The sequence below is a fragment of the Citrobacter sp. Cf118 genome (assembly GCF_030334095.1).
Classification (GTDB): Bacteria; Pseudomonadota; Gammaproteobacteria; order Enterobacterales; family Enterobacteriaceae; genus Citrobacter; species Citrobacter freundii.
The window spans coordinates 441,903-456,804 of record NZ_JAOWES010000087.1 but is presented as its reverse complement, the minus strand read 5'-3'; the positions used below and the strand labels follow the sequence as shown (position 1 = coordinate 456,804).

12 protein-coding genes are annotated in these 14,902 nt (G+C 50.9%); 5 read left to right on the top strand and 7 right to left on the bottom strand.

The window, feature by feature from the left end:
- Positions 1–107: 107 nt before the first annotated feature.
- The 4 genes from OGX67_RS17455 to OGX67_RS17440 form a co-directional block, all read right to left on the bottom strand.
- A complete protein-coding gene (locus OGX67_RS17455) occupies positions 108–1,451 on the bottom strand; it encodes an APC family permease (RefSeq protein ID WP_003836577.1) in 1,344 nt (447 codons plus the stop codon).
- A 20-nt stretch (positions 1,452–1,471) separates the two neighbouring features.
- Positions 1,472–2,365: a proline iminopeptidase-family hydrolase gene (locus OGX67_RS17450; RefSeq protein ID WP_003836575.1), complete on the bottom strand. Its 894-nt coding sequence runs from the start codon at positions 2,363–2,365 to the stop codon at positions 1,472–1,474.
- Positions 2,366–2,426: 61 nt separating this feature from the next.
- The gene (locus OGX67_RS17445) at positions 2,427–3,164 is read right to left on the bottom strand and encodes a glutamine amidotransferase (RefSeq protein ID WP_003836572.1); all 738 of its coding nucleotides are present in this window, start codon (positions 3,162–3,164) and stop codon (positions 2,427–2,429) included.
- A gap of 12 nt (positions 3,165–3,176) precedes the next feature.
- Positions 3,177–4,403, bottom strand: a complete 1,227-nt coding sequence (locus OGX67_RS17440) for a PfkB family carbohydrate kinase (protein ID WP_257651437.1) — start codon at positions 4,401–4,403, stop codon at positions 3,177–3,179.
- Between the two features lie 494 nt (positions 4,404–4,897).
- Here OGX67_RS17440 and OGX67_RS17435 point away from each other — a divergent pair, with 494 nt between their 5' ends.
- The 3 genes from OGX67_RS17435 to OGX67_RS17425 are packed head-to-tail and all read left to right on the top strand — an operon-like array spanning position 4,898 to position 7,415.
- Complete coding sequence (locus tag OGX67_RS17435) at positions 4,898–5,920, top strand: methionine ABC transporter ATP-binding protein (RefSeq protein ID WP_032949163.1); 1,023 nt, start codon at positions 4,898–4,900, stop codon at positions 5,918–5,920.
- Positions 5,913–6,581 carry a methionine ABC transporter permease gene (locus OGX67_RS17430; protein ID WP_003029361.1) on the top strand — a complete coding sequence of 223 codons (669 nt, stop codon included), beginning with the start codon at positions 5,913–5,915 and terminating at the stop codon, positions 6,579–6,581. The genes OGX67_RS17435 and OGX67_RS17430 overlap by 8 nt, the downstream gene beginning before the upstream one ends.
- A 21-nt stretch (positions 6,582–6,602) precedes the next feature.
- Positions 6,603–7,415, top strand: a complete 813-nt coding sequence (locus OGX67_RS17425; RefSeq protein ID WP_071697207.1) for a MetQ/NlpA family ABC transporter substrate-binding protein — start codon at positions 6,603–6,605, stop codon at positions 7,413–7,415.
- An 80-nt stretch (positions 7,416–7,495) separates the two neighbouring features.
- Here the strand turns inward: OGX67_RS17425 and ttrA are convergent, their stop codons facing one another.
- The 3 genes from ttrA to ttrB are packed head-to-tail and all read right to left on the bottom strand — an operon-like array spanning position 7,496 to position 12,311.
- Positions 7,496–10,561, bottom strand: coding sequence for a tetrathionate reductase subunit TtrA (gene ttrA / locus OGX67_RS17420; RefSeq protein WP_257651438.1), 3,066 nt, complete (start codon positions 10,559–10,561; stop codon positions 7,496–7,498).
- Positions 10,554–11,576, bottom strand: a complete 1,023-nt coding sequence (ttrC, locus tag OGX67_RS17415) for a tetrathionate reductase subunit TtrC (protein ID WP_086504227.1) — start codon at positions 11,574–11,576, stop codon at positions 10,554–10,556. Before ttrC ends, ttrA begins: the two co-directional genes overlap by 8 nt.
- Positions 11,577–12,311, bottom strand: coding sequence for a tetrathionate reductase subunit TtrB (ttrB, locus tag OGX67_RS17410; protein WP_016150151.1), 735 nt, complete (start codon positions 12,309–12,311; stop codon positions 11,577–11,579).
- 227 nt (positions 12,312–12,538) lie between these two features.
- On the opposite strand from ttrB, the gene ttrS reads away from it, so the two are divergent.
- Together ttrS and ttrR are read left to right on the top strand one after the other, a co-directional pair.
- The gene (ttrS, locus tag OGX67_RS17405; RefSeq protein WP_115454673.1) at positions 12,539–14,272 is read left to right on the top strand and encodes a tetrathionate respiration histidine kinase TtrS; all 1,734 of its coding nucleotides are present in this window, start codon (positions 12,539–12,541) and stop codon (positions 14,270–14,272) included.
- A complete protein-coding gene (ttrR, locus tag OGX67_RS17400) occupies positions 14,247–14,831 on the top strand; it encodes a tetrathionate respiration response regulator TtrR (protein ID WP_016150153.1) in 585 nt (194 codons plus the stop codon). The genes ttrS and ttrR overlap by 26 nt, the downstream gene beginning before the upstream one ends.
- The last annotated feature ends 71 nt before the right edge of the window (positions 14,832–14,902 follow it).

Below are 14,902 nucleotides of genomic sequence, written 5' to 3'. Positions count from 1 at the left end.
AGAATGAGCATTAAATTGTTTCGGGTTGGTTAACAAAACACCGCCCAACTTCAGACGGTGTTGCGCAACAAGAAAAAAATAACGTGTTGCAAACTCAGCATTAAGCCTTAGTCGAGCAGCTTTCGCCCCTCAAGATCGATATGGATGTCCTGCTTATGCGCTTTCCGATACCACAGAACCGCCAGACCGATTACAGACCAGATAACCCCGAGCGTCAGCGCGTGAATGTTCATATTCATACAGACATAACCAATGACGACCATCCCCAGCACAGGAGAAATCACATGAGGGACAAAACGACGATGCTCTTTCATCTTTACGTTGTAGAGCACGAAGACACTCAGGTTCACCATAAAGAATGCGAAAAGCGCACCGAAGTTGACAAGGGTGGATATGGATTCAATTTTCCCGGAAAACAAGTAACTAAGGAATAGTGTCACAGCCCCGGTGAACAGAATTGCATAGTCAGGTGTTTTTCTTTTACTGTGCACATGCGCCAGAAATGTGGGTAACATTTTATCTCGCCCCATAGAGAACAGGACGCGCGATACGGCGGTTTGCGCCGTAATGATATTCCCGACTGCGCAAACGAACGCTACGATGATAGAAAATGCAACTTTAAGCCAGATGCCGCCAACATCGCCTGCAATCGTGAAAAAGGCCTCGTTAGTTTCTGTACCTTCCGCAAAACTGTCGATTTTACCCGTAGCGAATGCGGCAAAGGTCACCACAATAATAAACAGCACGGTGGCCAGGATAAGGGCGAGAAGGGTTGCCTTACTGACTGCTTTCCCGCCGCCTTCGCTTTCTTCACTTAGGGTACTAATGGCATCAAATCCGAGGAAGTTGAGCGCCGCAACAGAGATCGCGGTAGCAATTAAGCCAGGCGTAAACCACTGAGAATCAAAAAAAGGTTTGAAAGAAAATGACACGTGGCTGCTATCAAGCATCAGCAGTCGCAAAATCAGCACCACAAAAATGGCCAGAATACCGAGTTGAATAAAGACCAGCAGTTTGTCGAATTTAGCCGTTTGTTGTATTCCCAAATAATTTATGCCCGTTCCGATAGCCACATAAATTAACGGCCATACCCAAATCGGTATTTGCGGAAGTATTGCATGAACAGCAACACCGCCCAGGACGGCAACCAGCGTAGGGAATAACAGATAATCCAGCAACAAAATCCATCCGGTGAGAAAACCCACAGCGGGGTTGATGCACACGCCTGCATAGGTATAAGCCGACCCGGAGGATGAGATGTGCTTTGATAATGTTGAATAGCTGTGGGCGGTAAAAAACATCGCGATAGCGCCAATAATATACACGAGCGCGACCATGCCATGAGATAAATTATATACGACGCCATAGAGAGAAACCGGCGCGATCGGCACCATAAATACCAGCCCGTACAGCACCAAATCTGTGAGAGATAACTTTTTTATTTTACTCATAGTAAACACCTCAATTCGTGTTAATCAAGGCCTCGTAAAAACTCACGGACAGCAGTGAGGCAAGGCTCGGTATTTTCTTCATGTGGGTTATGGCTGCTGTCAGGAATCGTGACACCCCGACAGTGGGTTATATGGGTAATAAGCGGTTGAACGACCTGTGATGTCGCCTGATCATACTCACCATGAAGGACTAATCCTGGGCATCGAATCTTGTGCAATGAACGGGTGATGTCCCACTGCGCCAGCAAGCCATTCACCGCAAGTTCATTCGCGCCCCATAGCACATGGTAGGCGGTGGGATCGGCGGCAAATTGCGCATCAGAACGCTGAATATGCAGCGGTTCTTGCGCCAGGGAATAAACATGTTTTTTGTAGTAGGCAATAAGTTGTTCAGGCGGATGCTGATAGATTTTTGCCTGCATAATGGCATCGTCTGACATTGCATCAGCGCCAGTCGTGAGTTCTTTAAACAATCGCAGTACTTCGCTTTGCCAAAGTGGGATGCTGGCGGGAGCGCTGGCATATATCACACCACTTAACCCTTCCGGTTGCGTGCAGGCGTGCTCTGCTGCCAGCATACCTCCCCAGGAATGTCCGAGTAATGAATATCGCTGACCAATATTCAGATGACTGATTAATTGGCGAAGTTGCTGAAGATAACGTTCTATTGTCCAGAATGAGGCATCCGCCAGCGGAAAATGCGTCGAACGACCACAGCCATATTGATCGTAAAATATCACCATGCGTCCATCATCAGACAGCTCATGATAATTTAATAGATAATCAAAACCGCCTGATGGACCGCCGTGTAAGATAATTAATGGCATTAATTGAGATGCCGGGTCGCCATAAATACGATAGCTGGTTAATATGCTATCGCAAAACATTTCACCATATTTGTAGTGACTTTGCATATTTTTAACCGATACGGAAGAAAAAGGGCAGGTGATTCAATAATCACCTGCAGATTGGCATTTATTTTTTAATTGCTTGCAGAACGTTACACCAGAATGACTTGTAATGTTCCCATTGCATAAATTGCGGACTTCCCCAGTGCGGTGCGCAATCACTGGCAAAACAGCCGACTTTGCCTTTATTGTACTCACCGAGAACTAATAGTGGGTCGTCATTTATTTTGACCAACGTGATGCTGTTTACCTTGGCACGCAATTTGTTATAACCGAGCAAGGGGGGCCACTGTGTCAGGTCTTGCGTAATGACATGCTGTTCCTCCGTGTTGATTGGGCAGCATCCTTCCGGAATTTCAACGCGATCATCATGCTCCAGCATTTCGACAGGCAAAACTTCGGCCAGCAGGGTGTTTTTATAATTTGCTTTCGCTTCAATGCCGGTGAAGGAAAGGTATCCACCAATCATTAACAGACCGCCGCCATTTGAGACATATTCTTTAATCAGCGCTAACGCATTCGGGATGATATTCATCTGATAAAAAGTTTTGTTTTGCAACAAAAAGGTATTACTGCCTATATCGCTAATCACGATAGCATCGTATATATCAAGTTCCTCTACCGTCTGCGGGAAGCGGGTTTGTACAATATGCGCAGGCATGTAGTCGATAGTGATATTTTGCTGGCGCAGACAGGATAATAGATAGTCAGCGCCTTCTTCGTATTTACTGGATGTGAAGCTGTCATATCCCTTAGAATGAATCATATGAATATGCCATGACTCACCGATAAATAAAATTTTCATACTGAGATCCTATTATTTGATATTAATAATATCATGCGATTGAGTGCGCATCCGGTGTAGTACCAGCTCATGCTGCGGCATGCTCGATGCGCCTTCTTGTTCAACTGCCAGTGAAGCAAAGGCAGAGGCATACTGAATGGCTGATACAAGGTCTGATTTACGGGCAAGTGAGGCGGCCAGTGCGCCATTAAATGCATCACCCGCGCCCGCAGCATCTTTGACGACGGCACTCCAGGCTGGGATAAACAAAGTACGGTGGCGTTCGCACAGTAATGATCCTTGTGCGCCGAGAGTGATAATGACCTTCTCAACGCCTGATTGCAGAATGATATTCCCTGCTTTTTTGGCATCATCAATATTTAAGATTGTAATACCCGATAAAAATGATGCTTCTGTTTCATTAGGTGTTAAAATATCTATTGAAGGTAATAAACGACTAACATTTTTGGTGTAAGGTGCCGGATTCAAAATAATTGTCTTGTTTGCTAATTTACCTAAGCGAACAAATTCTTCAATAGCATCGATATTAGTCTCCAGTTGCATTAGCAAAACGTTAGCTTCAGATATATGACCCTGCTGTTCATTAATTTCGTGCCTGGTTAGCATCATATTGGCACCAGGATAGATAGCAATGATATTATCACCATCCTGCTCTGAAACATAAATTAATGCACTTCCGGTGGGTGCATCATCAGTCTGATAAGCACAATATGAATTTATACCAGATTGGATAATATGATTGAGGGCAAAAGAGCTAAACTGATCTTTACCTACTTTAAAAATAAAGTGGACGTCGGTGCCAGCATTATTTGCGGCCAATGCCTGGTTAGCACCTTTACCTCCTGGATAAAAACCGAACTGGCTTGCGAGGATTGATTCACCGCTTTGCGGAAGCCAGGGGACGGTAGCCGATACATCAATATTAAATGAACCTAAAATACAAACTTTTCCCGACATTTTCGTGCCTTCTCTATGTAATCGAAAATCTTTGTTTGCCGGAGTTGAAATTGTGCCGGAGATATCAATTTTATTTTCTGTTATCAACTTGCTTAATGCCTGGCGGTTAACAATACCACCACCGTAACAACGCAAAAGCATACCTGTTTTCTGAAAATAACAAAGATCTGAACGAATAGTCTCCTGGCTAACATTAAAAAGAACGGCGAGTTTGCTCACGCTGACACTATGATCTTTGATGAGCAAGTTAAGAATAGATGTACGCCTTTCTTCTTTAAACATTAAAGCCTCCGTGTATTTTGCTGAATTGTATTTATAGTAATGTTGCCATGTGGTGAAATGAATCACAGATCATGCTGTAAACCGGAAGCAAAACCAAATTATTGAGAATAATAAAAAGTGGATTACACGTTCTTTATTTTTATATGTTTACAATTAATGGACGATATCTTGTGAGCGCAGTCATATATTAGTTTTGCAACTTCCTATATCTCATTTAAAAGATGCAGGCTTGCTCGATTCAGTTATAAATTGATATGGGGTGAGACAAAAAAAACAGTGAACAAAAATGTCAGGAGTTTTTCCATCATCGTCGCTGGGATAGAGCGGATATTTGTTCAGTGTTCGCGACATATATATCTAAATGTTATATCAAATACTTTTTAATTCATTTTAAAAGACAATTCCGCTGATTACACTCGTTTGGACATCCATACTGCTAAACAGCCAAAAGCGATAGCAGAAGAACAATAAGCAGCAGCGGATACCCAAACGACATGATTGTCCTGAAAAATATTTCGAAAGTGTTTACGCCAGGCAGGCTTGCCATCACCGCTGTCGATAACGTCAACCTGACGGTTGAACAGGGACAGATTTACGGCATTATTGGTTACAGCGGGGCAGGTAAAAGCACCTTAATTCGTTTGCTCAATGGGCTGGAAAAACCGACTTCCGGCAGCGTGATGATTAACGGCCACGATATCTCTGCCGCCCGTGGGGAATCGTTACGCCAGGCACGACTGAAAATCAGCATGGTGTTTCAACACTTCAATTTGCTGTGGTCACGGACCGTTAGCGAAAATATTGCTTTCTCTATGCAAATCGCTGGCGCGTCCAAAACGTCCATCAAACAGCGGGTTGCTGAACTGATTACGCTGGTTGGGCTGAGCGGTCGTGAAAATGCGTATCCGTCCCAGCTCAGCGGCGGGCAAAAACAGCGTGTAGGAATTGCCCGCGCGCTGGCGAACAATCCGGATGTCCTGCTGTGTGACGAAGCCACCTCGGCGCTGGATCCGCAAACTACCGATCAGATCCTCGATTTACTCCTCGATATTAACCGTCGCTTCAAATTGACCATTGTGCTGATCACTCATGAAATGCACGTGGTACGCAAAATCTGCGATCGCGTGGCGGTAATGGAAAATGGCAAAGTTGTTGAGGAAGGCGACGTACTCAGCGTCTTTACCCATCCACAGCAGCCGATCACCCAACAGTTCGTTCGTCAGGTGAGCCAGTACACCGAGGAAGACGAGTTTAATCCGCAGCTGGCAAGTGAGCTTGGCGGCGTAGTTATCAAGCTTACGTTTACCGGGCAACGCACGCACCGGCCTGTGGTTGGCGAGTTGACCCTGCGCTATGGCCTGCCATTCAATATCTTGCACGGCAAAATGACGCAAACTGCACACGGTGTGTTTGGTCAACTTTGGGTGCACGTGGTGGCCTCTGAGGAACAATTGAACAATATTTTGGCCGACCTGCGCCAGAGCGACATTGAAGGCGAGGTGATTCAACATGGCTGAAGAACTGTTTCCCCATCTGAAGTGGGAGCAACTGTTAGCGGCAACCCAGGAAACGCTGTATATGACAGCCCTTTCGGGTGCTGCGACCTTTATTCTGGGCATCGCGCTTGGTCTGGCATTGTTCCTGACCGCGCGCGGCGGATTGTTCCCCAACCGAGCGGTATATAGCGCTATTTCGCTGGTGGTGAATATCTTTCGTTCAATCCCATTCATCATTTTGATCGTGCTGCTGATCCCGTTTACCAAAGCGATGGTAGGCACCATTCTCGGCGCCAATGCCGCGTTGCCTGCGCTGATCGTCGGTGCTGCGCCGTTTTATGCTCGTCTGGTCGAAATCGCTCTGCGTGAAGTGGATAAAGGCGTTATTGAAGCGACACGTTCGATGGGCGCACGGCTGAGCACGCTTATTTTTCGGGTTTTACTGCCGGAATCCTCTCCTGCTCTGGTGTCCGGGATCACCGTGACGCTAATTGCGCTGGTTAGCTACAGCGCGATGGCAGGGGTAATTGGTGCCGGTGGTTTAGGGAATCTGGCCTATCTGGAAGGATTCCAGCGCAACCACAGCGACGTCACGCTGGTGGCGACGGTGACGATTTTGCTCATTGTCTTCATCATCCAGCTTTGCGGCGATGTGATCACCTCTCTGTTAGATAAACGCTAATAAAATACGGAAACCATTATCATGAAAAAATCACTGACGTTACTCGCCGCAGCAACCTTAAGCGCCCTGAGCTTTGCCTCCTGGGCAGACACTCTGACCGTTGGTGCGTCTAACGTGCCGCACGCGGAGATCCTTGAACAGGCCAAACCGATTCTGGCGAAAAAGGGGATCGATCTGGAGATTAAACCGTTCCAGGATTACATTCTGCCGAACACCGCGCTGGCTGGTCGTGAGATTGACGCTAACTACTTCCAGCATATTCCGTACCTGAACAGTGTGATTAAAGATCATGCGGGCGATAAAACGTATGACTTCGTCAGCGCCGGAGCAATTCACATTGAGCCAATTGGTATCTATTCGAAAAAAGTGAAATCGCTGAAAGATCTACCGGAAGGCGGCAAAGTCATCATGCGCGATGCGGTATCTGAGGAAGGCCGTATTCTGTCGATCTTCGAAAAAGAGGGTGTTATTAAGCTGAAGCCGGGCGTGGATAAAGTAACCGCGCGCATTAGCGATATCGTCGAAAACCCGAAAAAGCTGAAGTTCCTGCCAAACGTGGAAGCCGCGCTGTTACCGCAGATGTATAACAACGACGAAGGCGATGCGGTGGTGATTAACGCCAACTACGCCATCGACGCCGGGCTGGATCCGGTGAAAGATCCGATTGCCGTTGAAAGCGGTGAAAACAACCCGTACGCCAACATCATTACCGTGCATCGTGGCGACGAGAAGAAGAAGGATATCGTCGCATTGGTCGATGTCCTGCACTCCAAAGAAATCCAGGACTGGATCCGTACTAAATATAAAGGCGCGGTGATCCCGGTTAATAACTGATCCGCTTTTTGCTGAGTGGCGGCAGTGCCTTATCCGGCCTACGACGTCTTGTAGGCCGGGTAAAACGCGTTCACGCAGAACTACACTCGCTCAATTCTCGCTGGCAACCCCTGACGCACCGACGCACCCGACACCCAGTCAAGCCAGGTATTGGCAACCTGCCGGGTAGGATCCGCAAAGCCCAAATCATTGAGATTAATCCCTGACTTTATCTGTGCATCAAATGCCATTGGCTTGCCGTCGAGCGTATGCTGAGCTGCGCCCATCTCTTTATGCCCGTAACCGTGTTCAATGGCGATGACACCCGGCATGACGCCATGCAGCAGACTTATCTGCGCTTGCGCCTGACCGCCAGGGGTGGTGATACGCACGATATCGCCGTGTGCTAAACCATACCGCTGACCATCCTGCGGATTGAGCGCCACCAGATTAACCGGTTTCAGATGATGAAGGCGCGGGATAACCGCCGTGGCGCTGGACATGGTATTGGATTTAAAGGAAATCAGTTTCAACGGCCACTCTTGTTCCGGGAACAACTCCTCGACCGCACGTCCATCTGACAGACGTGAAGGATACCAGGCCGGGCAGCCGCTGTAGCGCTCGCCGGTAATTGCATGACGGTGCGCGGCGACGTTCGCATTCCAGATTTGGAGCGGTTTTTCCCAGGCATTGCCGACGCGGTTATCAACTCGCCCGCTGATGTCCGGCGCAAAGCGCCCGCCGCGGGAGTAGATAAACGCAACTCGGCTGATTTCATCGGGTTTCAGCGTTTGGGTCATCACAGGCATGATCCGCTGTACTCCGGTCAGCGCTATGTCTTCCGGCTGTGCCTCTGCAAGCGGGGCTTTGCCCATAAACGCAATATTGGCGGCGAGGCGCAGGTAGTAATCTTCCGCACGATTCAACGGATAGTGATTACCTTGCGGATCGGTAATCGCATTGTCGCCGAATCCGGGTAGCCCAATGCGCTTTGCCACTGCGATACAGAAAGATTCCATCGAGGCCGGTTGACCGTCAGCCGTGAGGCTGGTCGCAGGTCTGACGACAGGCCAACGCGCGGTGGTGGCTTTGCTGGCCACGCCTGCCCACGGAGCGCTAAATCCCCAGCTTTCGAAGTTGTGGGTATCCGGCACGATGTAATCTGCCAGCGCCGTGGTTTCGTTCATAAAGGCGTCAATCGCGATAAACAGCGGCAAACGAGCAGGATCCTTGAGCTTTTCTTCCGCCACGGCGCGCAACCCTGCAATGCCGTAGAACGGATTGGTCATGTTTGAGATCCAGGCTTTCAGCGGATAAGGGTAACCTTCAAGCGCCGAGACGAGGAGTTCGGTAAGCTGACCTGCGACAAACGGATACCACGGGGCCTTAGCCGGGAAGGGGGATTGTCCGGCAGCTACCTTATTGCGGTACTCTTCGGAAGACTCATAAGCGGTTTTACTGCGCGCGATGCTTAACCCTTTCGGTTTTACCTTCCCGGCGAAGCTGTCCATGTTGTATCGCGGACCGTCGGTGGCACCATTGAATTTGCCGCCACCAACAAACACACCGCCTTCAAGACTGAGGTTGCCAATCAGCGCATTGAGCATCATTACCGACCAGGCGTTATAAAATCCATTGCCTGCCATCATTCCGCCGTGCGTAATTACTGCCGCTTTACGTCCGTGGCGGGTGAATGCGTCGGCCAGAGCGCCAATGTCTGCTTCTGACACACCACACTGCTGGCTGTACTGCGTTAGCGACAGTTTCTCTGCGGACTCTCGCAGACACTGGAAGCTGCTTTTTACCGTTACCGTCTGCCCGTCAGCCAGCGTCACCTCGCGGGTAACAAACAGTTGCGCAAGCGGGCAACTGTTGGCGGCGACAATCTCACCGGCCTCGTTGACGACCACCGGCTCCTGGGCGGCGTTTGTGCTCAGATGGGCGAGGGTCAGGTGTTGTCCGGCAAGTGTTGGAATTTCATCGGTAATCACAAGATGAGTGGCGTTAGTCCAGCTTTTTTCTCCTGCCTGCTGCATGGCCTGCACGCCGGGAATGGCGAGATAATCAGCGTTATAGCGTTGTTTATCGATAATCCAGCTTATCATCCCCATCGCCAGCGCGGAGTCGCTTCCCGGTCGTACGGGCTGCCAGTGGCCGCGATCGTCAGCCAGCACCGTGGTTAATGGCAGGGCGGGCGCTACCACAACATAGCGGAAGTCGTCACGTAAACGGGCGCTGGCCAACTGGCGGGCCTGGCGCTTAAACGGGTTGCCGGATTGCGCCGGAGAGGTGCCCATAAACAGCGCGAATTCGACGTTATCCCAGTCTGGTTTCACGTGGGTATTTTTATCCAGATCGCCCATTAACGCACCGGAACCGGCCCGATAGGCCAGACCGCAGTAAGCGCCATGAGCACCGAAATTTTTACTGCCGAAACTGTTCAGTGCGAAGCGACGTAGAAAGGTATCACGTCCTTCATCGCTGGTATTAGTGACCAGCAGTTGATTGGATTTTGGGCCAAAGCCGGGATGTTTCGCATCAAGCGGTGTAGCGGGATCGTGGATGGCTCTCAGACCATCAACGTGGCCTTCACCAAACAGATCTCCGCCTTCCACCACCTCTTTGATCAGCTGTTCGAAGCTGATGCGCTGCCATTTTCCCTCACCGCGCTTACCGACGCGCTTCATGGGCTCCAGAATACGTAACGGGCTGTACAGACCTTCGAGTAAAGTTGCACCACGGGCGCAGGCGGTGGAACGTGCGTCAAGACCTGACTCCCCGGCCAACTGTTCCATTGCCGTGGTAAAGGGGACGGAGGCGTCTATATGGTGCTCGTGCGACAACGGATGATAAGGGTTGCCCGCAATGCGCAGCACCTTGCCTTGCTCAGTGTCAACGCGAACCCGCACGCCACACTGCGTCCAGCAACCAAAACACTGTGTCATGGAGATCACCTGCTGCGGGTTTTGCTGCCAGTGCGGCCGGGCGTTGGCTTCAGGGATGAGCGCGTTTGCAAAGATGCGGTCACGGGTAATTTTGCCCGAGGTTCCATCCAGCAAACCGTCTATCGCGCGCTTTGCCACATCCCGATAACTCAGGCCAAAAGTCACCATGCCACCTACGGCAAGGCCCACTTTAAGCCACTGACGACGGGTTAAATTAGCCATGTTGCATTCTCCTTGCGATCGCGTTCAGGGCTTCACGAACAATAATAATCAGTGCTATCCACAGGCCGAAGGTACCCACAATGGCCAGCCAGCCATCGGTGCCGCTGGGCAGGGTGTAGGGATTAAACTGCGCGTTAAATTTCGGTACGGTCTGCACCTGGATGAGTAACGTCCAGCGCATTAGCCAGCACAGCGCCATGGCGCTAAAAGCGAGTAATATGCGCAGCGGCAGCGACAAGGGGTAACGTACAACCAACCCGCAAAGAACAAGTGAAACAAGCCATAACGCAACCCAACCGATAGCGTAGTGTTGTGCTGAAGAAGCCACATCCAGCCATTGGCGGATAGCCGAACCGGAAAGCGTATTACCGCTCGCCCAGATCAACACCACGATAGCCAGTGTGATCAACGTGACCATTTGCCCCCACGCTAGCTTACGCGGCAGTACGCCTTTGCTATTTGTCGTGGCAATAAGCAGGGCAAGAAACGTTTGCAGCGCGCTGAGGAACATCGCAACCGGAAAGGCGTAACTGAACCAGATGGGCCGCGCCTGCACCACCGACACTTCACGGCCGGTGTAAACCAGCAATCCGATGGCGGACAGTGCGCTACCAAGTGCTAACCATTTTGTGACGTTGTAACTTTTTAGCGTTAGCCGTTTAACGTGCTGCGCCAGAAACCACAGACCTAAAAAACCGGTAAACAGCGGTAAGAACAGTGCGCCCCACGGCATCCAGGACCAAGGCGTCGGATACGCATAGAAATGCCAGACGCGGGCGGTTTGGTGTAGATCAGCGGTCAGCGCCAGCGGTGCGGTAATCGCGCAGGTCAGGGCGATTAACAGCGTCAGATTCTCCAGATCTGCCGTTTCTTTTTTGCGCCAGTGGAGAACGCAGGCAAACAGTGCGGCGCAGGCGGCAATGCCGATGAAAAAGAAATATTGTACGGCCCAGGGTAACCAGCTTACGTCCTGGGGATGGGCCAGAACCTCGTCGATAATTAGTGAATGGTTCATTTAAACCTCCTGCCAGAGAGCGGGTTGAGCACGTCCAATCAATGGGGTGACAAATGCCTCATCCAGTCCCAGATAGAACACGTGAGGAGACGTACCGCTTTCCGGCTTCAGGACTTTGATGGTGTCATGGTGTTCATGCAGCATTTGTGAAATGCGGCTGTGTGGATCTTTAATATCACCAATGATGCGCGCGCCGCCGACGCAGGATTCTACACAGGCCGGAAGCAGCCCCGCTTCGAGGCGGTGAACGCAGAAGGTACATTTATCGGCGGTTTGCGTTTCATGGTTGATGAATCGCGCATCATAAGGGCAGGCCTGCACGCAATAGGCGCAGCCAACGCAGCGTGTGTTGTCGACCACTACGATGCCGTCTTCGCGTTGGAAAGTGGCCTGTACCGGGCAAACGGGCACGCAAGGGGGATTATCACAATGGTTGCACAGTCGTGGCAGCAGGACGTTGGTGACGCTTTGCTGACCTTCAATCTGTACTTGATACTGGTTGACGAGGGTACGAAATTCGCCCTGTGGCGTCTGATTTTCAATGGCGCAACTGACGGTACAGGCCTGGCAGCCAATACAGCGTCGCAGGTCAACCAGCATGGCGTAGCGATGCTGTTGTGAGCCTTCATGGCGTTCAGGCGAAAAGGGAAATTTCGCCTGAGCCAGCGGAACCAGTGATGCGCCAGCGGTCAGGACGCCAAGTTGCTGGAGAAACTGCCGTTTACTGCTGTCCATATTTTCTCCCGTCACGATGCAACAACGAAACATTGGTCACGCCGTTGATTTGCGTGTGATGAATAAAGAATCTCAATGATTTACAGTGTAAAAATCGTGACGGGGTATACTCTATTGTGGTTAACCACATACCCGGCTTGTTGTTGATCTAAAACAACATAATTGACAGGGATAATTGAGTGGGACGCAACGTAGTAAGATGTCTGACGGTGCTGGCGTCGCTGTGGATGCTAAGCGGCGCGGTCAGGGCGCAGACATGGAACATTGGCGTTTTGGCGATGCGTGGGGAAGTCTCCACACGTAATCACTGGCAGCCGCTGGAAACATTGTTGAATCAGCAAATCCCCGGCGAACAGTTTCATATTCAACCTCTGGATCTGCACCAGATGCAGGAGGCGGTGAATCGTGGAACGGTGCAGTTTGTTGTCACTAATCCGGCGCAGTTTGTTCAGCTAAACAGCCGTTCTGCGCTGCGCTGGCTGGCGTCGCTACGCTCCACCCGTGGTGGGAAAGCCACCAGTAACGTGATCGGCAGCGCGATCCTCGTCAGACGCGACAGCGGGATAACCTCCCCACACGATCTAATCGGCAAAACGGTTGGCGCCATTGATGCTCAGGCGTTTGGCGGCTATTTGCTGGGATATAAAGCGCTCAGTGATGCCGGTCTGCGCCCTGAACGCGATTTACGTCTGACGTTTACCGGATTTCCCGCCGATGCCTTACTCTATTTATTACGTGAAAAAGCCGTGCAGGCGGTGATCGTGCCGGTGTGCCTGCTGGAAAAAATGGATGAAGAAGGCCTCATTCGTAAAACCGATTTTATGACCGTGTTGAACCATCCGACCTCAATTCCCTGTCTGACCAGTACACCGCTCTATCCTGACTGGTCATTTGCCGCACTACCTGCAGTGAGTGACGAGCTGGCCGATCGCGTCACGCGGGTGCTGTTCAATGCACCGCAAAACGCGACATTTCGCTGGGGAGCGCCCGCCTCGACCCGCGAGGTGGAAGCGTTGTTGCGCGATGTCCGCCAGCATCCGCAGCAGCGTCAGCTGTGGCTGGATGTCAAAAGCTGGTTTATTCAACATCGGCTGGCGATGGGAGCGGCGGCCATCGTGCTGTTGTTGCTGACGCTCAACTACATCTGGGTAATGCTGTTGGTTCGCCGACGCGGCAGGCAGCTAGAGCGGAACAACGTGTTGTTGCACAAACAGGAACAGGCGCTGGAGACTGCCCGACAAATGAGCGTGCTGGGGGAGATGACCTCCGGTTTTGCCCATGAGCTCAATCAGCCGTTGTCAGCTATCCGCCATTATGCCCAAGGCTGTCTGATTCGCCTGCGCGGTCAGGATGAACAGCATCCGTTGCTGCCCGCGCTTGAGCACATCGACACCCAGGCACAAAGGGGGGCCGATACGCTGCGCAATCTCCGGCAGTGGGTCAGCCAGGCACAGGGCAATCCGGTACTTCCCGATGACTGGCAAGCCATCAACGTTCACGATGCTATCCATCACGTCTGGCAATTACTGCGCATGCCCCAGCAATTCCCGGCGGTAACGCTGCACACACAGGTCAGCAAGGCGTTAACATTGACGCTGCCAAGCGTTCTTCTTGAGCAGGTGCTGGCCAATCTGGTACTCAATGCCGCCCAGGCAGGGGCTACCACAGTATGGTTTAGCGCCCTGCATAAGGATGGTGGTGTGAGTATTCAGGTGCAGGATAATGCCGGAGGCATTGACGAGACTCAGTTGTACCAAGCTTTTCAGCCGTTTATGACCACTCGCAAAGAAGGCATGGGACTAGGACTGGTCATTTGTCAGCGACTGGTGCGCTACGCAAACGGAGATATTGAGATCAACAATCAGCAGGCCCCGGACGGAAAAGCGGGGGCGAGAGTGACATTATATTTTAAACCAAATCGGGAAGGAGGCCGTAGTGGCGATAATTCATCTGCTGGATGACGACATTGCCGTCACCCAGGCCTGTGCGTTTTTATTGGAAAGTCTGGGATATGACGTGTCTTGCTGGGAGCAAGGTGAGAAATTCCTCGCTGAGGCAAATCTGCACCAGGTGGGTGTACTGCTGCTGGATATGCGTATGCCGGTACTGGATGGGCACGCTGTGCATGAAATCATGCGTCAGAAAGCAAGCACGCTGGCGGTGGTCTTTCTCACCGGGCATGGCGATGTGCCGATGGCGGTTGAGCAAATGAAACGTGGCGCGGTCGATTTTTTGCAAAAACCGGTGTCAGCCGTGCCGCTTCAGGCAGCATTAGAACATGCCTTGCAGGTCTCGGCAGCGGCGTTCTCGCGACAAGAGATCATCTGCTGCTATCAACAACTTACGCCAAAAGAACGGGAACTGGCGCATCTGGTAGCAAAAGGATTAATGAATCGGGAAATTGCTGATGCCATGAATATTGCCGTACGTACGGTTGAAGTGCATCGGGCGCGGGTGATGGAAAAAATGCAGGCGGGAAGTCTTGCTGAGCTTGTAAATCGACTTCAGAGAGTTCAGTAGAATGATGACATTTCTTTGATTTTCATTGAATTTTGTCTAAATCCTCAGAGTGATATATGCTGTTGGTTTGA